Genomic DNA, 18,330 nt, shown 5'->3' with positions numbered 1-18,330 from the left:
GCTTGCGTTCGGGCAAGCGGTGGGCGAGGCTCGCCGCATGGCCGACGACACCGCCTCCGTCCCCGCGGCGACCCGCCGCTCCCGCATCCTGGAGCGCCTCGCCGACCGCGGCTTCGCGACCGTCGCCGAGCTCGCGGCCGACGCGGGCGTCTCCGCCGTCACGATCCGCGGCGACCTCGACGCGCTCGCCGACTCCGCCGCCCTCCAGCGCGTGCACGGCGGCGCGGTCCTCCGCTCCGGCCTCGCCGCCCGCGAGCAGAGCCTCGAGGTGACGCTCGAGTCCGCCGCCGACGCCAAGCGCGCCATCGGCCGCGCCGCCGCGCAGATGGTCGAGAGCGGACAGAGCGTGCTCCTCGACGTCGGCAGCACGACCCTCCAGGTGGCCCGCGCGCTCGTGGCGCGCGACGACCTCGTCGACGTCACGGTCATCACGAACGGCCTCACCCTGGCGCTCGAGCTCGAGCGCGCGATGCCGCGCTTCACCGTCGTCGTCACGGGCGGCACGCTCCGGGCGCTGCAGCACAGCCTCGTGGATCCCCTCGCCACCGAGGTGCTCGACCGCCTGAACCCCGACATCGCGTTCATCGGCGGCACCGGCATCGACGTCGACCGCGGCGTCACCAACGTCAACCTGCCGGAGGCGGAGGTGAAGCGGCGGATGGTCGCCGCGAGCGCCCGCACGGTGGTCGTCGCGGACGGCTCCAAGCTCGGCCGCACGCACCTCGGATCCGTCGCGCCGCTCGACCTCGTCGACACCCTGCTCACGGACGACGGCGCGGACGCGCACGAGGTGACCCGCCTCCGCGACGCGGGCCTGCGGGTCGTCGAGGCGGCCGGGCCGTCCGACGCCGCGCGGCCGTAACGTGGATCCCATGAGACCCGTCACCGGAGAGCAGCACCACCTCGTCCACGCCGGCCCGTCCGGCGAGCTCCGCGCCACCGTCGTGCAGCTCGCGGCGGCGATCCGCGGCCTGACCCTCGACGGCGTCGACCTCGTCGAGCCCTACGGCGAGGACGTCGTCGCGCCCATGGGCGCCGGCATGGTGCTCGTGCCGTGGCCGAACCGGATCCGCGGCGCCCGCTACGTGCTCGACGGGAAGGCGCAGGCGCTCGACGTCACGGAGCCCTCGCTCGGCAACGCGTCCCACGGCCTCCTCCGCAACACCGGCTACACCGCCTCCGACCGCGCCGACGACCGCGTCACCCTCTCCGCCACCGTCTTCCCGCAGCACGGCTACCCGTTCCTCCTCGGCACGTCCGTCACGTACCGGCTCACGGACGACGGACTCGTCGTCACCCACCGGATCCGCAACGACTCGGCCGGCGCTGCTCCCGTCGCGGTCGGCGCGCACCCCTACCTCGCGATCGGCGGGGTCCCGTCCGCGGAGCTCACGCTCACCGTCCGCGCCGACACCTGGTCCGAGGTCGACGACGCGCTCATCCCCGTCGCGGACCACCCCGTCGACGGCGCCGACGAGGACCTCCGTCAGGGCCGCGTCGTCGGCGACCTCGACCTCAACACGGGCTACGGCGACGTGCACGTGGAGGACGGCGTGAGCCGCCACGGCCTCATCGCGCCCGACGGTCGCGGCGTCGAGCTGTGGGCCGACGCGTCCTTCCGCTTCCTGCAGGTCTACACGCCGCGCGAGTTCCCGACCCACGGTTCGCAGGCCGTCGCCCTCGAGCCGATGACCGCGCCCGCGGACGCCTTCAACTCGGGTGTCGGCGTCCGCCGCCTCGCCCCCGGCGAGGAGTGGACCCTCAGCTGGGGCATCCGCGCGACGGGCGCCTGGCCCGGCGCCTGAGCGGCATCGCGCCGCGCCTGTGCGCTCGACGGGCGCGGCCGTCCGTTCCCGTGGCCTGATGGGCGCATCCCCTGATGCCCGGAGGCCCGGATGACCGGACGCCCGCCCGCTCCGCCGATCCCGCGTGCGCGGCGGATGGTCGTCGCGATGATCCTCGCGGCGGCGCCCATGCCCCTCGTCGCGCACCTCGTACCCGACCTCGCCGCGGCCTGCTGGGCGGCCGGGGCGGTCCTCACGATCGGCGCGCTGGTCGCTGCCCTCCGAAGCCGGAGCCGGAGCCGGAGCCGGAGCGGGCGCCGGAGCCGCTAGCCCGCATCCTCCTGCGCCCACTGCAGCGCGACCCGGCGCGTGTACTGCCGCAGCGCGATCCGGTTCTCCTCGGGTTCGCGCAGCCCGTCGATGTACGCGAGCAGCCGCCCGACCACGCCGGAGAGGTACTGCACGCCCCGGTCGTCGTGCTCCTCGAGCGCGGCCTTGAGCAGGTCGTAGCGCTCGGAGGTCTCCTCGGCGGTCAGCATCGCGATCACGAGTTCGTCGGCCTGCATGCTCATGCGCCCCAGCATCGCACCGGCGCGAGGCGGCGGTCGGGCCAGCGGAGCGCCCGTCCGGATGCCGTCGTCGCCTCCCGCGGGCATCTCCCGCGATCAGGACAGGGCGGTCTGCGTGCGCTTCCTGTCGGAGACCTTGACGGCGGGAACGCCCGCCCACACCTCCCAGTCGCCGGTGGACCGGGTCAGCACCGCGTTCGCCGCGACGATCGTGCCCGTGCCGACACGCAGCGTCCCCCTGCCTCCGAGGATCTTCGCTCCTGCGCAGAGCACCGCGTGGTCGCCGATCTCGATGCCGTCGAAGCCCAGCTCCTCGTCGGTCATGCCGACGCCGCTGCGTCCGATCGTGACCTGCTGGTAGATGGCCACCGACGACCCGATCCGGGTGGCGGGGGTGATCACGACGCCGTTGCCGCGATGGTGCAGGACGAGGCCCGGACCGATGGTCGTGTGGGCGTGCACCTCGACGCCCATCAGGAGCAGGGCCTCCCTCACCAGCCGCACGCGCCGCAGCTCCACCATCTTCTCCACGACACCCATCTCCCGATCGTATGCCAGGACGCGCCCCCGAGCGGGGGCGGCCGTCCGAGGGCCGGCCACGGCCGTGAGGCCGGACGCACGCCGCCGCACATCGCCTGTGGACAATCAGAAGCGTGGGATCGACAGGACCGCTAGGTTCGCCGAGACCATCGGGGGGCGTCACGAACATCGCAGGGATCACGCGGCGCGGCAGCGCGTTCGTCATGAACCTCGCCGGTTCGCTCCTGGTCCCCATGCCCGTCCGGATGCGCGTCTACCGCGCCTGCGGGGCGCGCATCGCCCCCGGGGCGCGCGTGTTCTCCGGTGCCCTGTTCCAATCGGCCCAGCTCACCATGGGCGCTTCCTCCACCCTCAACTTCCGCTGCGTCATCGACAACTGGGTGCCCGTCGTCATCGGCGAGCGGGTCGGCGTCGGGGTGGGCGTGCAGATGATCACGAGCTCCCACGAGATGTCGAACCCGGCCGTCCGCGCCGGCACGATGCGCTACGCGCCCATCACCATCGGCGACGGCGCGTGGATCGGCAGCGGCGCGGTCATCCTGCAGGGCGTCACCGTCGGCCGCGGCGCGGTCATCGCCGCGGGCGCCGTCGTCACGAAGGACGTCCCGGCGGACGAGATCCACGGCGGCCTCCCCGCGAAGCTCATCCGCGGGCTGTAGCGCGTGCCGGAGCCGCCGGAGGGGCGGTTCAGCAGGGAGGTGCACGCCGGCCACCTCACCCGACGGGCTCCTGCTCGTCTTCCCTGCGCGCGCGGGTCAGCGCCCGCTTGACGAACCTGCGGCTCGGGGCCTCGAAGACCGTGAAGATGAGGACGCTCGACGCGATCGTCAGCACGACCCACACCCACCCGAACCACGAGGGCGTCGGCACGACGCTCATCAGGTTCATCAGCGGTACGTGGATCAGGTAGAGCGAGAAGCTCGCTTCGCCGAGCAGCAGGAGCCAACCTGCACCCAGCCATGTGCGGCGTCCTCGCGGGGGCACGGCGAGGCCGGTGATGAGAGCCGCGAAGAACGGCGTCAGCAGGAGGTAGGCGGGCTGCACGGGCGCCGTGAGCGACAGCAGGAGGACGCCCAGGCAAGCGGCGCTGATCAGCGCGAGACGACGGTGGCCGGCTGCCAGCCATTCGCGCCCACCACGGAGGAAGACGAGCGCGGCGACCACCCCGATGAGGAAGTCGAAGAAGTGCGTGACCGGGAACTGGCTGACCAGGAATCCACGTTGCCCCACGGGAGCGAAAGCGCGCACCGCCGAGATGAAGATCACCTGGCCGGAGAACGCCACGGCGAGCATCCACATCATCGCCCGCGCGGTCATCTTCCGAATCGATGCGATGAGCATCGGGAAGAGCAGGTAGAAGAACATCTCGCAGGCGATGCTCCAGGCGGGGCCGTTCCACGGCTGATTGATCCGAGCTGCGGGGAACCACCCGGTCGTGACGGTCGCCTGGCTGAGGAAGCTGACGACGAGAGCCACGCCGTCGACATCGGGCAATGAATACCACTGCTGCAGATAGCCCTCATCGCGGTTCACGATCGCGAAGGCGACGCCGATCGCCCCGAGTCCGAGGGCGAGGACCACCACGGGGTAGATGCGCGCTACGCGGTTGACGTAGAAGGCGCGGCGGTCAGCGCCGCCGGACATCTCGGAGTAGTTGTACGCGAGGATGAAGCCCGACAGGACGAAGAACAACGCGACGGCGGTTCGTCCTCCGTCGACGAATGCCACGATTCCCGCGGGTATCACCACCAGCCCGGCATGCGAGAAGTGGGACAGGAGGACGGTCATGGCCGCGAAGAAGCGCAGACCGGTGAGTGCGGGGAGCTTGCGGTCGTCATGGATGGCGGCAGTCGGACTGGACATCGGTTCCCCCGCTACCGCACGTTGCTCGTGGACGCAGGGTAGTCCTCGCGTGAGCCTGCGGGTGAGCCCGACATCGGGAGAGGCGAATGGGTCACGCGGGCTCTGCGGCCATTCGCGAAAAGCGATCGCTCTTCGATACGCAGCATCAGCGCTGCGAGGTACCGCTACCAGCCGAGCGTCTGTGCTTCGTCACGGACCACAGCACCAGCCGGTGATGGCCGGCAGAGCGGGGACCGCCTCTCGGGGGGGGGCTGCCGGGATCGCTGGATCGGACGGCATTGCCCGCGTCACGAGCCGGCGCGGTGGAGGATCTCGTCCGTCGACATGCCGCGGAGTTAGTCCTCCGTTCGCACCGTCACGACGACTCGGCCAGGACCGCCTTCCGGACGGCCTCGCCCATCACCTTCGCAGCGGCGGGCGTCGGGTGCGTGCCGTCTGAGGTGAATCCCTCGATGTAGGTGCCGTCGACGTCCTGGGTCCCCGAGGCCGCGTCGACGAACGACCAACCCCGGATCGCTGCCAGCTCCTCCAGGTCCTCGTTGAAGGAGCGGGACGCAGCGGGCTGCTCATCGCTGGGCGGCACGGTGGAGACGAGGACCCGGGCGGGGGCGACGGTCCCCACGATCGCGTCGTAATTCGCGGCGGTGGTCGAGAACGGCACGTTGTTCCCGTAGTCGTTGACCCCGGCGAGGAGGACCAGCACATCGGTGTCGGGGTACGGGGTGACGTTCTCCACCATGGAACGCGTCTGGACTCCGCCAAGCGCCCATCCGCCGGAGAACACGACACCATCGCCGAGCACGTAGGACAACCAGGAGCCGTCACCGATGTCGCCCCCGGCGAAGTCGCGGCTGTCGGCCGCGGTGATCGAGTCCCCGACCGCCGCCACCCGCAGTGGCTCGGCGGTCACGCGGGGAGAGCTCTCCGAGAGCGTCGGCACGGAGCCGGCCTTAGAGGACGCCTCGTTCCGCCCCTGTCCGAGGGCGAGCCCGGAGATGATGACGACCCCCGTGGCTAGCAGCGTGACACCACCGATGCCCCACGCCCTGCTCATGCCGCGCCCACGTCTTTTCCCCATGAATGAAATCATATGGGCCGGTGAGGGGCGACAACGCCAATTGGTGGCCCCACATGAGGGGATAGAGGATGACCGGTTCACGCGGCGGGCATCTGCGAATACTGAAGCCGTCGGCGACGCATTCCGCTCCACCGCTCGAGGACCGTGTGGGCCCCGTCGGGCTCGAACCGACGACCCAGGGATTAAAAGTCCCTTGCTCTACCAACTGAGCTAGAGGCCCGTGCGCCCGACTCTACGGGATGGGGGAGCGGCCGATCAGAGGCGGTCGACGTCGCGCGAGGACCCGCGACGCACGACGGCACCGGCCACGACCGTGACCACGACGAGGAAGATCCCGACGCCCACGAGCCACGCGAGCGCCTTGATGACGAACCCCACGACGACCAGGACGAGCCACAGCACCACCAGGCCGACGACGAATCTCATTTCCCCAGCCTACGGGGGCCTCCCGGGCGCCCGCCGGGCGATCGCGGCGGGCCCCGGCGTACGCTGACGAGGATGTCCGGCGACTACCACAAGCCCACCAGGTTCTCCGGGTCCAAGTTCGAGAGCATGCTCGGCGGCGAGGACTCCGCCACGATCAGCCGCGTGGCCCACGAGACCGCGTCGGCGCTGCTGGCGCGCGTCCGGGCGGATCCCGACCCCGCGGTCGTCGAGCGCCTCATCGCCTACACCGACGAGCACGGCATCGACGCGGTGGCGGAGCTGTGGTCGCGCGCGAGCCCGCGCAGCCTGCCCGGCGCGCTCTGGCGCCTGTACCTCATGCGCGCGCTCATCCGACAGGATCCGGACGGCATCAGCCTCCTCTACCAGCGCGGCACCGAGGTGGCGACGACCATCGATCCCGTCGTCGCGGGTGCGACGGCGCCGACGGGGCCGGCGGAGATCGTCGAGCTCGCGGACAGCATCCTCCGCGGCCTCTTCGCGGGCGACTTCGCCGTGGCGCTGGATCGGGCGGGTGCGTTCAGCAGGCTGGCCGCGCTCGGTGCCACGAGCGTCGCCGACGACCTCGACTCCACGGCCTCCCCGGAGCGCGCCGGCGACCTCACGACGCGCGCCCTCCGGCTCTCGCAGATGGCGGCGGACCTCGCGCAGTGCGCCCGCCTGTGGCGGAGCGACCGGCTCGACTGACCCGGGGCCGGGCGCGCGGGCGTCCTCCCGCATCGCTGCATCCGCCGCGTTCGCTGTGAGCGACGGACCTCGGGCGACAGCTCCGGTCGACTCGGTTACAGTGGATGGGGTCGGGCCGCAGTAACCCCGGGCTCCAATATTCGCCGCTCCGAGCGGCCTCGCGCCGAGAGGCGTTCCTGCGGTCCGGCTCCTCTTATCTCCGCCAGATGCCCTCGAGGCCGGGTCCCCACCCGACCGGACGCCACCCACGTCCCCTCCGACCGGAGCCGAGCGCCACCCGCGCCCCGGCATCGTCATCCGGCCGTCCTGTGACCAAACCGTGACGCGCCCCGCCCCGAAGAGTCATCGTGAGGCGCTCACCCGCTTCGCACCCGTCACCCGCGAGGGTGCGACCCGCATCGGTCGTGTCCTGCTGCGCGGCAGGCCGCCCGGTCATCCCAGATGCCGCGTTCCCGCGGGATCCGGCCGGTGCGGGCCTCCCCGCATCCCCTGCACCATCCGCCCCACCACCCGGAAGACCCACATGACCTCCCCGCAGATCCACCTCCGCCCGACGGGCGTCGATGCGCCTGCATGCGGAACCCGGTCGGGTCTGGGATGCTGGGGCTCGTGCCTTCATCGATCGAGCGTCCTGACCTGCCCGGGCCGGCGGACCCCGAGTCGAAGGAGTCGCTCCTCGGCCGTGTCGCCCAGGGCGACAAGCGCGCCTTCTCGGAGCTCTACGACCAGCTCGCGCCCCGCGTCCTCGGACTCGTGCGGCGGCTCCTCGTCGACCACGCGCAGTCCGAGGAGGTCACCCAGGAGATCTTCCTGGAGATCTGGCAGTCCGCATCGCGGTTCGACCCGGCCAAGGGCGCCGCGACCACGTGGGTGCTCACCATGGCCCACCGCCGCGCGGTCGACCGCGTGCGCGCCTCCCAGTCCAGCCGTGATCGCGACGTGCGCATCGGCATCCGCGATCACGAGCAAGGCTACGACCAGGTGTCGGAGACCGTCGAGATCAGCATCGAGCACGAGAGGGTGAAGAAGGCCATGACGAAGCTCACAGAGATCCAGCGCCAGGCCGTCTCCCTCGCCTACTACGGCGGCTACAGCCACAGCGAGGTCGCGTCGATGCTCGACGTGCCCATCGGCACCGTGAAGACGCGCCTGCGCGACGGCATGATCCGCCTGCGCGATGAGATGGGAGTCGCATGATGACCACCGACGACGACCTGCGCTCGCTCACCGCGGCGTACGCGCTCGGCGCGGTCGATTCCGACGAGGCGGCCGAGTTCGAGGCCATCCTCGAGGGCGACCCCGTGCTCCGCGCCGAGGTCGAGGAGATCCGGGCCACCGCGGCCGGCCTCGCCTTCGCCACGGAGCCCGTGGCCCCGTCCCCGCGCCTCAAGTCCGACCTCATGGCCATGCTCGATGCCACGCCGCAGCTGCCTCCGCTCGAGGCGCGCGCGGAAGCTCCCGTCGACGACCGTCGTCGCGCTCCCGTCACCGCGCTGCGTCCGGCCTCGGGCACGTCGTCCGCTGCTCCGACCGCTCCGCGCGCTCGGCTCGGCTCCGCGTCGGCCCGCGCCTCCGAGCGCTGGTTCCGCAAGCCCGGCGCGCTCCTCGGGGTGGCGGCCGCGGCCGTGGTCCTCGTCGTCGGCGGCGTGGTCGTCGGCACGAACGCGGGCGTGCCCGGCTCCTCGGAGTCGCCCGTCGCCTCCGCGTACGAGCGGGTCACCACGGCGTCCGACGTCGTCATCGACAAGCGCGACGTGGTCGGCGGCGGCACCGCCACGGTCTACTTCTCCGCCTCCGAGGCGAAGACGGCCGTCGTGCTCAACGACGCCGCTCCGCTCCCCGAGGGCCGCGTCCTGCAGATGTGGTACGTCAGCCAGTCGGGTCCCGTGTCCGCCGGCGTCATGCCGTCCGAGGGCGGCGCGGGCCACGCGGTGCTCGCCGGCACGTACACGCCGGGCGACACGGTGGCCATCACCGTCGAGCCCGAGGGCGGATCCGAGCAGCCTACGAGCGAGCCCATCGTGGCGGTCACCGTCACCTGATCGTCGGCTCCCGCACGAGACGAAGGCCCCGCATCCTCCAGAGGATGCGGGGCCTTCGTCTCGTGCGGCGCGGCGGATCAGCCGAAGCGGCCGCTGACGTAGTCCTCGGTCGCCTGCACGCTCGGCTTCGAGAACATGGTGGTGGTGTCGTCGTACTCGATGAGCTTGCCCGGCTTGCCGGTGCCCGCGATGTTGAAGAACGCGGTGCGGTCGGAGACGCGGCTGGCCTGCTGCATGTTGTGCGTCACGATCACGATCGTGTACTGCGTCTTGAGCTCCTCGATGAGGTCCTCGATGGCGAGCGTGGAGATCGGGTCGAGCGCGGAGCACGGCTCGTCCATCAGCACCACGTCGGGCTGCACGGCGATGGCGCGCGCGATGCAGAGACGCTGCTGCTGGCCGCCCGAGAGGCCGGATCCGGGGAGCGCCAGGCGGTCCTTCACCTCGTTCCAGAGGTTGGCGCCCATGAGCGACTGCTCGACGAGCGCGTCGGCGTCCGACTTCGAGATCTTGCGGTTGTTGAGCTTCACGCCCGCGAGCACGTTGTCGCGGATGGACATGGTGGGGAACGGGTTCGGCCGCTGGAAGACCATGCCCACCTGGCGGCGCACGAGCACCGGGTCGACGCCCGGGCCGTAGAGGTCGTTGCCGTCGACGAGGACCTCGCCCTCCACGTACGCGCCGGGGATGACCTCGTGCATGCGGTTGAGCGTGCGGAGGAACGTGGACTTGCCGCAGCCGGACGGGCCGATGAAGGCGGTGACGGTGCGCGGCTCGATGCGCAGGTTGACGTCCTCGACCGCCTTGAACTTGCCGTAGTAGACGTTCAGGTCGTTGACTTCGATGCTCTTGGACAAGGGGTGTTCCTAACCGTTCGGGTTCGTGGCCGGGGGAGCGGGCGCTAGCGGCCGAGCTTGGGGGCGAAGATGCGGGCGATGAGGCGGGCGATGATGTTGAGCGCCATGACGATGAGGATCAGCACGAGCGCGCCGGTCCACGCGCGGTCGACGTAGGCCGCCGCATCCGCGCCCTGGTCGGCGTACTGCCGGAAGACGAACACCGGCAGCGTCATCATCTGGTCCTTGAAGGGGTTGTAGTTCATGCCCTGCGTGAAGCCGGCGACGATGAGCAGCGGCGCCGTCTCGCCGATGACGCGGGCGATCGCGAGCATGACGCCCGTGACGATGCCGGCGAGCGACGTGGGCAGCACGATCTTCACGACGGTCAGCCACTTCGGCACGCCCAGCGCGTAGGACGCCTCCCGCAGCTCGTTGGGGACGAGCTTCAGCATCTCCTCGGCGCTGCGGACGACCACGGGGATCATCAGCACCGAGAGCGCCAGGGCGCCGCCGAAGCCCATGCGGACGCCCGGGCCGAGGAAGAGCACGAGCAGCGCGTAGGCGAACAGGCCCGCGACGATCGACGGGATGCCCGTCATGACGTCGACGAAGAACGTGATGGCCCGCGCCAGGCGGCCGCGGCCGTACTCGACGAGGTAGATGGCCGACATGAGGCCCACGGGGATGGAGATGACCGCGGCGATGGCCGTGATGATCAGCGTGCCCATGATGGCGTGCAGCCCGCCGCCGCCCTCGCCCACCACGTTGCGGAGGCTCGAGTTGAAGAACAGCGGGTCGAAGCGGCCGGAGCCGTTGGTGACCGCGGTGAACACCAGCGAGATGAGCGGGATGAGCGCGAGCACGAAGGCGACCGTGACGAGGATCGTGATGACCCGGTCCTTCGCCTTCCGCTCGCCCTCCACGGCGAGCGAGATGACGAAGAGGGCGACGCCGAACAGCAGCGTGCCGAACACGGCGGTGCCGACGTAGTTGAAGTCCTCGGCGGCGCCCGAGACGAGGAGCACCAGGAAGATGACGGCCATGACGAGCCAGGAGGCGAGGAAGATCAGGGGCGCCGTGGCGCGGTGCAGCTTGCCGGCCGTCAGGGAGTTGGGCAGCGTGGTCGCGACGGGCCGCGTGCGGGAGGGGGCTGTCGTCGCCATTAGTTCGCTCCGGAGAAGGCCTTGCGGCGGCTGATGATGTAGCGGGCCAGCATGTTCACGGCCAGCGTGATGATGAAGAGCATGAGGCCGGAGGCGATCAGCTCGTTGACCTTGAGGCCGTACGCCTCGGGGAAGCTCAGCGCGATGTTCGCGGCGACGGTGTTCGAGTTCGTCGACTGGAACCACGCGAAGTTCACGACCGCCGCGGGCGAGAGCACGATCGCGACCGCCATGGTCTCGCCGAGCGCGCGGCCGAGGCCGAGCATGGAGGCCGAGATGATGCCGGGGCGGCCGAAGGGGAGCACCGCCGTCTGGATCATCTCCCAGCGCGTGGCGCCGAGGGCGAGCGCCGCCTCCTCGTGCAGCTTCGGCGTCTGGAGGAACACCTCGCGGCAGAGCGCGGTGACGATGGGCAGGATCATCACGGCGAGGACGACCGCGACCGTGAAGATGGTGCGGCCGGTGCCCGAGACGGGGCCGGCGAAGAGCGGGAACCAGCCGAAGGTCTCCGTGAGGAACGCGTAGAACGGCTGGAGGAAGCGGGCGAGCACCGTGATGCCCCAGAGGCCGAAGACCACCGAGGGCACGGCGGCCAGCAGGTCGATGACGTAGCCGAGGCCCTGCGCCAGGCGGCGCGGCGCGTAGTGCGAGATGAACAGCGCGATGCCGACGGCCACGGGCACGGCCATGAGCATCGCGAGCGCGGCGGCGTAGACGGTGCCGAACATCAGCGGGCCGACGAAGCTCCAGAAGCCGGCACCGCCGGAGACCTCGGCCGGCGAGGCGGTGAGGGCGGGGATGCTCTGGACGACGAGGAAGAGCGCGACGGCGGCGAGGATCGCGAGGATCAGCGCGCCGGACCCGGATGCGAGGCCGGAGAACACGCGGTCGGCGAGGCGGGCCTTGGCCTTCACGCCCTGGGTGCTGCGGGGGGCGGCCGCGACGTCGCGCGGCCGATCGGACTCGGGGGCCTCGGGAGGCTGCGGGGCGGCGGTCGTCATGGGTCGGGTTCCCTTGCGGTCGTGATGGTGGGGCAGTGGGCGGCGCGCCGCCCGTGGGAGCGCCCCCTGGCCCGCGCGAGCGGGCCAGGGGGCGGACGGCGGGTGCTTACTTGATGGACGCGACCGCGGTCTTGACCTGCGCGGCGACCGTGTCGGACAGCGGCGCGGCGCCGGCCTTCTCGGCGGCGAGCTTCTGGCCCTCGGCGCCGGTCACGTACTCGAAGTACGAGCGGACGAGCTCGCCCACGGCGGCGTCCTTGTACTGCTGGCAGCCGATGAGGTAGCTGACCAGGACGATCGGGTACACGCCGGCCTGGGTGGAGGTGTGGTCGATCTTGATCGCGATGTCGTTCTCCGCGCGGCCGGTCTCCTCCGGGGAGGCCTCGACGATCGCGGACGCGGCCTCGGGCGAGTACGCGACGAAGTCGTCGCCGACCTTCACCTTGGCGGTGCCGAGGGAACCGGCGCGCGACGCGTCGGCGTAGCCGATGACATTGGTGCCGCCGTTGACGGCGTCGATGACGCCGGACGTGCCCTGGGCCGCCTCGCCGCCCGGGTAGGGCCACTTGCCGCTGGAGGCGGCGTCCCACACGGTGGGGGCGACGGCCTTGAGGTAGTCCCCGAAGTTCTGCGTGGTGCCCGAGTCGTCCGAGCGGTGCACGGCCGTGATGGGGGCGTCCGGCATCTTCGCGTCGGGGTTGAGGGCCGTGATGGCCTTGTCGTTCCACTTCGTGATGGTGCCCTTGAAGATGCCCGCGGCCGTGGCGGCGTCGAGGTTGAGCTCCGAGACGCCGTCGATCTTGAAGACCATGGCGATGGGGGAGATGTAGTTGGGGAGGTCGATGGCGGAGGTGCCGTCGGCGCACTGGCCGAAGGTGCCGGTGAGCTCGTCGGTCTTGAGCGCGCGGTCGGAGCCGGCGAAGTTGGCGTTCTGGCCGCCGGCCATGAAGGCCTCGCGTCCGGCGCCGGATCCGTCGGGCGAGTAGTTGACGGTGACGCCGGTGTTGGTGGTCTGGAAGGCCTTGGCCCAGGCCTCCTGGGCCGAGCCCTGCGCGGACGAGCCGATGCCGTTGAGCGTGCCCTGGAGCGTGGACGCCGAGGAGCCGCCCGCCGCGGGGGCCTCGTTGGCGGCGCAGGAGGAGAGGGCGAGGGCGGTGACGGCGGCGAGCGCTGCTGCGCTGCCGAGACGCGAGATCTTCACGTGGGGGAGCCTTCCGGGTGATTCGTGCTGTGACGGAGCCGGTGCGGGCTCCTCCGAGACGCTATGTCGGGCTCTTGACGGGCTCGGCCGATTCCGGTGAACGGGAGGTGAACAGACCGCGCGGATCGGCACGGGCTCAGGCGCGCGGGCGCACAGTGGTCGGTCGGGCAGATGCCCGAGGGATCCCGCGGCGCCTCAGGCGGTGGGTCCGTACGTCTCCACCGCGAGGATCCCGGCCTCCGGGTCGGACGCCGACAGGTGCACCACGGAGAACTCGGCCGGCGACAGCATGCCGGCTCGCGGCATGCGGCTGGCCGCCGGCGTCGAGGTGGCGAGCGCGATCTCGTGCAGGATCTCGGGCAGCACGGGGCTGTGGCTGCACAGCACGGCGCTCCGGGCCTTGCGCACGCGCTTCGCGACGGTCGCCCGCACGGATCCGCCGTCGGACTCGTACGCGTCCTGGCTGATGCCCGCGTCCTCCTTCACGCGGCGGCCGAGCGCCTCCGCGAGCGGCGCGACCGTCTGCAGGCAGCGCTCGGCCGTGCTGCTCGTGATGACGCGCGGGCCGAAGGCGGCGAGGGTCGGCACGATGGAGGCGGCCTCGGCGCGCCCGCGGACGCTCAGCGGCCGTCCGGCGTCGCGGCCGTCCCACTCGTACGGCTGCACGGCATGGCCGTGGCGCAGGGCGATGAGGGCGAAGGAGCGGTGCGATCCGGTCTCGACGAGGCCGGCGAAGAGGTCGAGCATGTCGATCTCGCCCGGGTAGTCGAGGCGCTTGCGGGCGTTGGGGATGGAGACCCACTCGATGCTCTCCACCTCGTCCCCCGGCTCGAAGCGGCCGGCCTCGAGGATCGCCTCGGTCGCCTCGGCGGCCCAATAGTGCACGGCCTTGCGGCGCCCGCCGGAGATGCCGTACTCGATGGCGCCCAGGGGCACGCCGAGCGCGACCCGGTAGCCGGTCTCCTCGTGCACCTCGCGGACGGCGGTCTGCGGGAGGGTCTCGCCGGGATCGACCTTGCCCTTCGGGAGGGAGGTGTCGCGGAGGCGCGTGCGGTGGATGATGAGCACCCGGATCCGGCCGTCGACCACGCGCCAGACGACGGCGCCGGCGGCGAGCACGGTGGGGCGGGGTGTCACGCCTGCCACGTTAGCCGGATCGGCGTCGCGGTCGGCGCCCCCGGAGGACCCGGGAGCGCCGACCGCAGGTGCCCGGTGCGGCGATGCGCTCAGCGGAGCACGCGACGCTTGCGCTTGGAGACGATGCCCATGACCGCGGTCTGCAGGTCCTCCAGGGTGTTGCCGTCGGCGTCCTGGTTGCGGCGCGTCCACTCGCCGGCGGAGTCGAGGATCCACGCGGACGTGGTGTCGGCCATGGCGCGGTCGAAGAGGTCCTCGATCTCCTGCAGGTGCGCGGGGGCCACCAGACGGACGAGGGCCTCGACGCGGCGGTCGAGGTTGCGGTGCATCATGTCGGCGCTGCCGATGTAGGTGGCCTGGTCGCCGTCGTTGACGAACGAGAACACGCGCGAGTGCTCGAGGTACCGGCCGAGGATGGACCGCACCTCGATGTTCTCGCTGAGGCCCGGCTGCCCCGGCGTGAGCGAGCAGATGCCGCGCACCCAGACCTGCACCGGGACGCCCGCGTTGCTGGCCCGGTAGAGCGCGTCGATGATGGCCTCGTCGACGATGGAGTTGACCTTGATGCGGATGCCGCTCGGCTTGCCGTCGAGCGCGTTCTGCGTCTCCACGGCGATGCGCTTCAGGAGCCCCTTGCGCAGGTGCAGCGGCGCGACGAGCAGGCGCTTGAACTTCTTCTCGATGCCGTAGCCGGAGAGCTCGTTGAACAGCCGGGTGAGGTCCTTGCCCACCACGTCGTCCGCCGTGAGGAGCCCGAGGTCCTCGTAGATGCGGCTCGTCTTGGGGTTGTAGTTGCCCGTGCCGATGTGGCTGTAGTGCCGGAGCACCCCGCCCTTCTCCTGGCGGATGACGAGCGCGAGCTTGCAGTGCGTCTTGAGTCCCGCGACGCCGTAGACGACGTGCACGCCGGCCTTCTCGAGCTTGCGCGCCCACGTGATGTTGGCCTGCTCGTCGAAGCGCGCCTTGATCTCCACGAGCGCGAGCACCTGCTTGCCCGCCTCGGCCGCGTCGATGAGCGCCTCGACGATGGGGCTGTCGCCGCTCGTGCGGTAGAGCGTCTGCTTGATGGCGAGCACGTGCGGATCCGCGGCGGCCTGCTCGAGGAACGCCTGCACGCTCGTGGTGAAGGACTCGTACGGGTGGTGCAGCAGGATGTCCTGCTGCGCGATGGAGCGGAAGATGTCGGCGCGGGAGTTGTCCTCGGCCGGCTTCAGGGCCACCGCGGTGGTGGGCACGTTGTTCGGGTAGTGCAGCGCCGGGCGGTCGAGCTTGGCGAGGTCGAACAGGCCGCCGAGGTCGAGCGGGGACGGGAGCGTGAACACCTCCTGCTCGGTGATGTCGAGCTCGCGCATGAGGAGGTCGAGCGTGACCGCGTCCATGTCGTCCGAGATCTCGAGGCGGATGGGCGGGCCGAACCGGCGGCGCAGCAGCTCCTTCTCGAGGGCCTGGATGAGGTTCTCGGTCTCGTCCTCCTCGATCTGCACGTCCTCGTTGCGGGTGACGCGGAAGACGTGGTGCTCGACGATCTCCATTCCCGGGAACAGCGTCTCGAGCTGGTTCGCGATGAGGTCCTCGAGCGCGATGAAGTCGATGGGGCCCGAGCGCGTGTCCGGCGTGAGCGGCATGAAGCGCGGCAGCATCTGCGGCACCTTGATGCGCGCGAACTCCTGGCGGTTCGTCTTCGGGTTGCGGATGCGCACCGAGAGGTTGAGCGAGAGGCCGGAGATGTAGGGGAACGGGTGCGCGGGATCCACCGCGAGGGGCATGAGCACCGGGAACACCTGCTCGGAGAAGAGCTCGTGCAGGCGGTCCTGCTGGGCCTCGTCGAGCGAGTCCCAGCGGACGATGCGGATGCCCTGCTCCTCGAGCGCCGGGCGGACGCTGTCGTTGAAGGCCGCCGCGTGGCGGACCTGCAGGCGGTACGCGGTCTCGTTGATGGCCGAGAGCACCTCGGCGGGCGTGCGGCCGATGTTGGTGGGGACGGCGAGCCCGGTGGCGATGCGGCGCTTGAGGCCGGCCACGCGGACCATGAAGAACTCGTCGAGGTTGCTCGCGAAGATGGCGAGGAAGTTGGCGCGCTCGAGGACCGGCAGCTGCGGGTCCTCCGCGAGCTCGAGCACGCGGCGGTTGAAGGCCAGCCAGCTCAGCTCCCGGTCGAGGAAGCGCCCCTCGGGGAGGGTCCCGTCGTCCTCCAGGATCTCGTCCTCGTCGAAGTCGTCCAGGGATTCGGCGACCGCCTTCGCGTCGCCGATGTACGTCTCGCTGTCCATCCGCCCATCATGGCATCGCGGTGCGCGCTCCACCCTCCGGCAGGTGAACGCACGGTGAACCGCCCCCGGGAGGGTGCTGGGGAGGGCGGATCAGGCGCGGCGGTACTGGACGTCGACCGCGGCGTCGCGGAAGGCGGCCCGGCGGTACAGCGCGAGGGCGGGCGCGTTGTCCGCCTCGACGTAGAGGTCGACCTCGTCGTGGCCGCGCTCGGCCAGGAGGTCGAGGCCGGCGGCCAGGAGGGCGGATCCGAGGCCGCGTGAGGCGCGGTCGGGATCGACGCCCAGCACGTAGACCTCCGCCTGGCCGTCCTCCACCTTCAGCCAGTGGAAGCCGACGAGCCGGCCGTCGCCGTCGCGGGCGAGCAGCAGGGTCGAGGGGTCGCCCCAGGGCTCGGCCATGCGCTCGTCGAGGTCGCGCCGGGTCATCCGGCCCTGCTCCGGGTGGCTGGCGAAGGCGCGCGCGTTGAGCGCGACCCAGTCGTCCGCGTCGTCCGGGGTGGAGGAGGAGAGCGCGAGGCCCGCGGGCATCGGGCGCTCGCCGAGCCCCGCACGCGCCTCGGCGACCGACGCGCGCAGCTGCAGCAGCTCGCGTGCGCGGTCGAGGCCGGTCGCCGCCGCCATGGCGCGGGCACCCGGGTGGTCGCCGTGCGCCCAGACCGAGACGGGGGAGCCGCCGGCCTCGGCGAGCACGGCGTCCAGCAGCGCGCGGCCGACGCCCAGGCGACGGTGCTCCGGATCCACGACCAGCTCGGCCTCGACGCCCTCGTCCCCGCGCGCGACGACGGCGGCCCCGATCGGCCGGCCGGCCGGACCCGGCGCGACGAGCGCGCGCGGGCCGTCGTCCGCGCCGAGGGTCAGGCGGGTCTGCTCGTTGAAGGCGGCCGGGCCGTCGACGGATCGGGCGCGGTCGGCGAGCGCGAGCACGCGCCGGACGGTCTCGGGCGACGCGTCGACGGCGGCGACGCGCGGGACGTCAGCTGCCGACGGGGGCGGGAACGCGCTCACTGTCCTCCTCGTACACGTTGAAGCGGTAGCCGACGTTGCGCACCGTGCCGATGAGCGACTCGAGGTCGCCGAGCTTGGCCCGGAGGCGCCGCACGTGCACGTCGACCGTGCGCGTGCCGCCGAAGTAGTCGTATCCCCACACCTCGCTGAGCAGCTGCTCGCGCGTGAAGACGCGCGAGGGGTGGCTCGCGAAGAAGCGGAGCAGCTCGAACTCCTTGAACGTGAGGTCGAGCGGCTTGCCGTGCACCTTGGCGGAGTAGCTCGCCTCGTCGATGACCACGCCGGACGCCTGGATCCGGCTGCCCGTGTGCTCCTGGGCAGCCCGGCCGATGACGAGGCGCACGCGGGCGTCCACCTCGGCGGGGCCGGCCGAGTCGAGGATCACGTCGGTGGCGCCCCAGTCGGCGCTGACCGCCGTGAGGCCGCCCTCGGTGAGCACGAGGATGAGGGGCGTGCCGCCGCCCGTGGTGGTGAGGATCTTGCAGAGCGACTTCGCGCTGGCGAGGTCGCGGCGGGCGTCGACGAGCACCAGGTCGGCCGCGGGGGCGTTGACGAGGCTCGCGGCGTCCGCCTGGATGTGCCGCGTCCGGTGGCTGAGGAGCCCGAGCGCCGGGAGCACGTCGGTGTCCGCGGACGAGGTCAGGATCAACAGCTGGGCCACAGGGATCCTCCATGGATGAATTGACCCCATGATACGTGGGGCAGGA

18 protein-coding genes, 1 tRNA gene and 1 pseudogene are annotated in these 18,330 nt (G+C 71.5%); 6 read left to right on the top strand and 14 right to left on the bottom strand.

Going from position 1 to position 18,330, the window contains the following annotated elements; all coding sequences use genetic code 11:
• The first annotated feature begins 37 nt into the window (after nucleotides 1-37).
• The gene (locus ACU4ZT_RS13295) at nucleotides 38-862 is read left to right on the top strand and encodes a DeoR/GlpR family DNA-binding transcription regulator (protein WP_270979863.1); all 825 of its coding nucleotides are present in this window, start codon (nucleotides 38-40) and stop codon (nucleotides 860-862) included.
• 10 nt (nucleotides 863-872) lie between these two features.
• Nucleotides 873-1,805: an aldose 1-epimerase family protein gene (locus tag ACU4ZT_RS13290; protein ID WP_270979862.1), complete on the top strand. Its 933-nt coding sequence runs from the start codon at nucleotides 873-875 to the stop codon at nucleotides 1,803-1,805.
• A gap of 305 nt (nucleotides 1,806-2,110) precedes the next feature.
• On the opposite strand, the gene ACU4ZT_RS13285 is transcribed toward ACU4ZT_RS13290, so the two are convergent.
• Nucleotides 2,111-2,356, bottom strand: coding sequence for a hypothetical protein (locus ACU4ZT_RS13285; protein WP_270979860.1), 246 nt, complete (start codon nucleotides 2,354-2,356; stop codon nucleotides 2,111-2,113).
• Between the two features lie 93 nt (nucleotides 2,357-2,449).
• A complete protein-coding gene (locus tag ACU4ZT_RS13280) occupies nucleotides 2,450-2,893 on the bottom strand; it encodes an LbetaH domain-containing protein (protein ID WP_063071355.1) in 444 nt (147 codons plus the stop codon).
• A 500-nt stretch (nucleotides 2,894-3,393) separates the two neighbouring features.
• Between ACU4ZT_RS13280 and ACU4ZT_RS13275 the strand changes: the two are divergent.
• Nucleotides 3,394-3,543: pseudogene (locus ACU4ZT_RS13275) on the top strand (DapH/DapD/GlmU-related protein); the annotation flags it as partial.
• Between the two features lie 64 nt (nucleotides 3,544-3,607).
• Here the strand turns inward: ACU4ZT_RS13275 and ACU4ZT_RS13270 are convergent.
• The 4 genes from ACU4ZT_RS13270 to ACU4ZT_RS13255 all read right to left on the bottom strand — a co-directional run bounded on the left by ACU4ZT_RS13270 (nucleotide 3,608) and on the right by ACU4ZT_RS13255 (nucleotide 6,260).
• Nucleotides 3,608-4,756: an acyltransferase family protein gene (locus ACU4ZT_RS13270; RefSeq protein ID WP_063071357.1), complete on the bottom strand. Its 1,149-nt coding sequence runs from the start codon at nucleotides 4,754-4,756 to the stop codon at nucleotides 3,608-3,610.
• 355 nt (nucleotides 4,757-5,111) lie between these two features.
• Nucleotides 5,112-5,834 (bottom strand): SGNH/GDSL hydrolase family protein, encoded by a 723-nt coding sequence (locus ACU4ZT_RS13265; protein ID WP_445337339.1) that lies wholly within the window; start codon nucleotides 5,832-5,834, stop codon nucleotides 5,112-5,114.
• A gap of 147 nt (nucleotides 5,835-5,981) precedes the next feature.
• Nucleotides 5,982-6,054: transfer RNA gene (locus ACU4ZT_RS13260), tRNA-Lys, on the bottom strand.
• Between the two features lie 35 nt (nucleotides 6,055-6,089).
• Nucleotides 6,090-6,260 (bottom strand): hypothetical protein, encoded by a 171-nt coding sequence (locus ACU4ZT_RS13255; protein ID WP_175345482.1) that lies wholly within the window; start codon nucleotides 6,258-6,260, stop codon nucleotides 6,090-6,092.
• A 72-nt stretch (nucleotides 6,261-6,332) separates the two neighbouring features.
• Here ACU4ZT_RS13255 and ACU4ZT_RS13250 point away from each other — a divergent pair, with 72 nt between their 5' ends.
• The 3 genes from ACU4ZT_RS13250 to ACU4ZT_RS13240 all read left to right on the top strand — a co-directional run bounded on the left by ACU4ZT_RS13250 (nucleotide 6,333) and on the right by ACU4ZT_RS13240 (nucleotide 9,007).
• Complete coding sequence (locus ACU4ZT_RS13250) at nucleotides 6,333-6,965, top strand: DNA-directed RNA polymerase subunit beta (RefSeq protein ID WP_445337338.1); 633 nt, start codon at nucleotides 6,333-6,335, stop codon at nucleotides 6,963-6,965.
• A 597-nt stretch (nucleotides 6,966-7,562) separates the two neighbouring features.
• The gene (locus ACU4ZT_RS13245; RefSeq protein WP_445337337.1) at nucleotides 7,563-8,162 is read left to right on the top strand and encodes a sigma-70 family RNA polymerase sigma factor; all 600 of its coding nucleotides are present in this window, start codon (nucleotides 7,563-7,565) and stop codon (nucleotides 8,160-8,162) included.
• On the top strand, nucleotides 8,159-9,007 hold the full coding sequence (locus ACU4ZT_RS13240; RefSeq protein ID WP_445337336.1) for an anti-sigma factor: 849 nt from the start codon (nucleotides 8,159-8,161) through the stop codon (nucleotides 9,005-9,007). Before ACU4ZT_RS13245 ends, ACU4ZT_RS13240 begins: the two co-directional genes overlap by 4 nt.
• 77 nt (nucleotides 9,008-9,084) lie before the next feature.
• Here ACU4ZT_RS13240 and pstB read toward each other — a convergent pair whose 3' ends face one another.
• The 8 genes from pstB to ACU4ZT_RS13200 all read right to left on the bottom strand — a co-directional run bounded on the left by pstB (nucleotide 9,085) and on the right by ACU4ZT_RS13200 (nucleotide 18,284).
• Entirely contained in the window at nucleotides 9,085-9,864 is a 780-nt protein-coding gene (gene pstB / locus ACU4ZT_RS13235; protein ID WP_094127956.1) for a phosphate ABC transporter ATP-binding protein PstB, read from the bottom strand.
• A 44-nt stretch (nucleotides 9,865-9,908) separates the two neighbouring features.
• Nucleotides 9,909-11,009, bottom strand: coding sequence for a phosphate ABC transporter permease PstA (gene pstA / locus ACU4ZT_RS13230; RefSeq protein WP_063071361.1), 1,101 nt, complete (start codon nucleotides 11,007-11,009; stop codon nucleotides 9,909-9,911).
• Complete coding sequence (gene pstC / locus ACU4ZT_RS13225) at nucleotides 11,009-12,010, bottom strand: phosphate ABC transporter permease subunit PstC (protein ID WP_175345483.1); 1,002 nt, start codon at nucleotides 12,008-12,010, stop codon at nucleotides 11,009-11,011. The genes pstA and pstC overlap by 1 nt, the downstream gene beginning before the upstream one ends.
• A 106-nt stretch (nucleotides 12,011-12,116) precedes the next feature.
• Nucleotides 12,117-13,211 (bottom strand): phosphate ABC transporter substrate-binding protein PstS, encoded by a 1,095-nt coding sequence (locus ACU4ZT_RS13220; RefSeq protein WP_063071362.1) that lies wholly within the window; start codon nucleotides 13,209-13,211, stop codon nucleotides 12,117-12,119.
• Between the two features lie 195 nt (nucleotides 13,212-13,406).
• On the bottom strand, nucleotides 13,407-14,348 hold the full coding sequence (locus ACU4ZT_RS13215) for an NUDIX hydrolase (protein ID WP_445337335.1): 942 nt from the start codon (nucleotides 14,346-14,348) through the stop codon (nucleotides 13,407-13,409).
• An 89-nt stretch (nucleotides 14,349-14,437) separates the two neighbouring features.
• On the bottom strand, nucleotides 14,438-16,618 hold the full coding sequence (locus ACU4ZT_RS13210) for an RNA degradosome polyphosphate kinase (protein WP_063071363.1): 2,181 nt from the start codon (nucleotides 16,616-16,618) through the stop codon (nucleotides 14,438-14,440).
• 90 nt (nucleotides 16,619-16,708) lie between these two features.
• Nucleotides 16,709-17,623 (bottom strand): mycothiol synthase, encoded by a 915-nt coding sequence (mshD, locus tag ACU4ZT_RS13205; protein ID WP_445337334.1) that lies wholly within the window; start codon nucleotides 17,621-17,623, stop codon nucleotides 16,709-16,711.
• Entirely contained in the window at nucleotides 17,592-18,284 is a 693-nt protein-coding gene (locus ACU4ZT_RS13200; RefSeq protein WP_063071365.1) for a response regulator transcription factor, read from the bottom strand. The genes mshD and ACU4ZT_RS13200 overlap by 32 nt, the downstream gene beginning before the upstream one ends.
• Nucleotides 18,285-18,330 lie beyond the last annotated feature (46 nt).

The organism is Clavibacter davisi, assembly GCF_052751415.1.
This window is presented reverse-complemented; position numbering and strand designations above follow the sequence as displayed.

Excerpts from the sequence above, each read along its gene's own strand:
- ACU4ZT_RS13295 (WP_270979863.1), top strand. The coding sequence starts at position 38 with ATGGCCGACGACACCGCCTCCGTCCCCGCGGCGACCCGCCGCTCCCGC.
- ACU4ZT_RS13290 (WP_270979862.1), top strand. The coding sequence starts at position 873 with ATGAGACCCGTCACCGGAGAGCAGCACCACCTCGTCCACGCCGGCCCG.
- ACU4ZT_RS13285 (WP_270979860.1), bottom strand. The coding sequence starts at position 2,356 with ATGAGCATGCAGGCCGACGAACTCGTGATCGCGATGCTGACCGCCGAG.
- ACU4ZT_RS13280 (WP_063071355.1), bottom strand. The coding sequence starts at position 2,893 with ATGGGTGTCGTGGAGAAGATGGTGGAGCTGCGGCGCGTGCGGCTGGTG.
- ACU4ZT_RS13270 (WP_063071357.1), bottom strand. The coding sequence starts at position 4,756 with ATGTCCAGTCCGACTGCCGCCATCCATGACGACCGCAAGCTCCCCGCA.
- ACU4ZT_RS13265 (WP_445337339.1), bottom strand. The coding sequence starts at position 5,834 with ATGGGGAAAAGACGTGGGCGCGGCATGAGCAGGGCGTGGGGCATCGGT.
- ACU4ZT_RS13255 (WP_175345482.1), bottom strand. The coding sequence starts at position 6,260 with ATGAGATTCGTCGTCGGCCTGGTGGTGCTGTGGCTCGTCCTGGTCGTC.
- ACU4ZT_RS13250 (WP_445337338.1), top strand. The coding sequence starts at position 6,333 with ATGTCCGGCGACTACCACAAGCCCACCAGGTTCTCCGGGTCCAAGTTC.
- ACU4ZT_RS13245 (WP_445337337.1), top strand. The coding sequence starts at position 7,563 with ATGCTGGGGCTCGTGCCTTCATCGATCGAGCGTCCTGACCTGCCCGGG.
- ACU4ZT_RS13240 (WP_445337336.1), top strand. The coding sequence starts at position 8,159 with ATGATGACCACCGACGACGACCTGCGCTCGCTCACCGCGGCGTACGCG.
- pstA (WP_063071361.1), bottom strand. The coding sequence starts at position 11,009 with ATGGCGACGACAGCCCCCTCCCGCACGCGGCCCGTCGCGACCACGCTG.
- pstC (WP_175345483.1), bottom strand. The coding sequence starts at position 12,010 with ATGACGACCGCCGCCCCGCAGCCTCCCGAGGCCCCCGAGTCCGATCGG.
- ACU4ZT_RS13210 (WP_063071363.1), bottom strand. The coding sequence starts at position 16,618 with ATGGACAGCGAGACGTACATCGGCGACGCGAAGGCGGTCGCCGAATCC.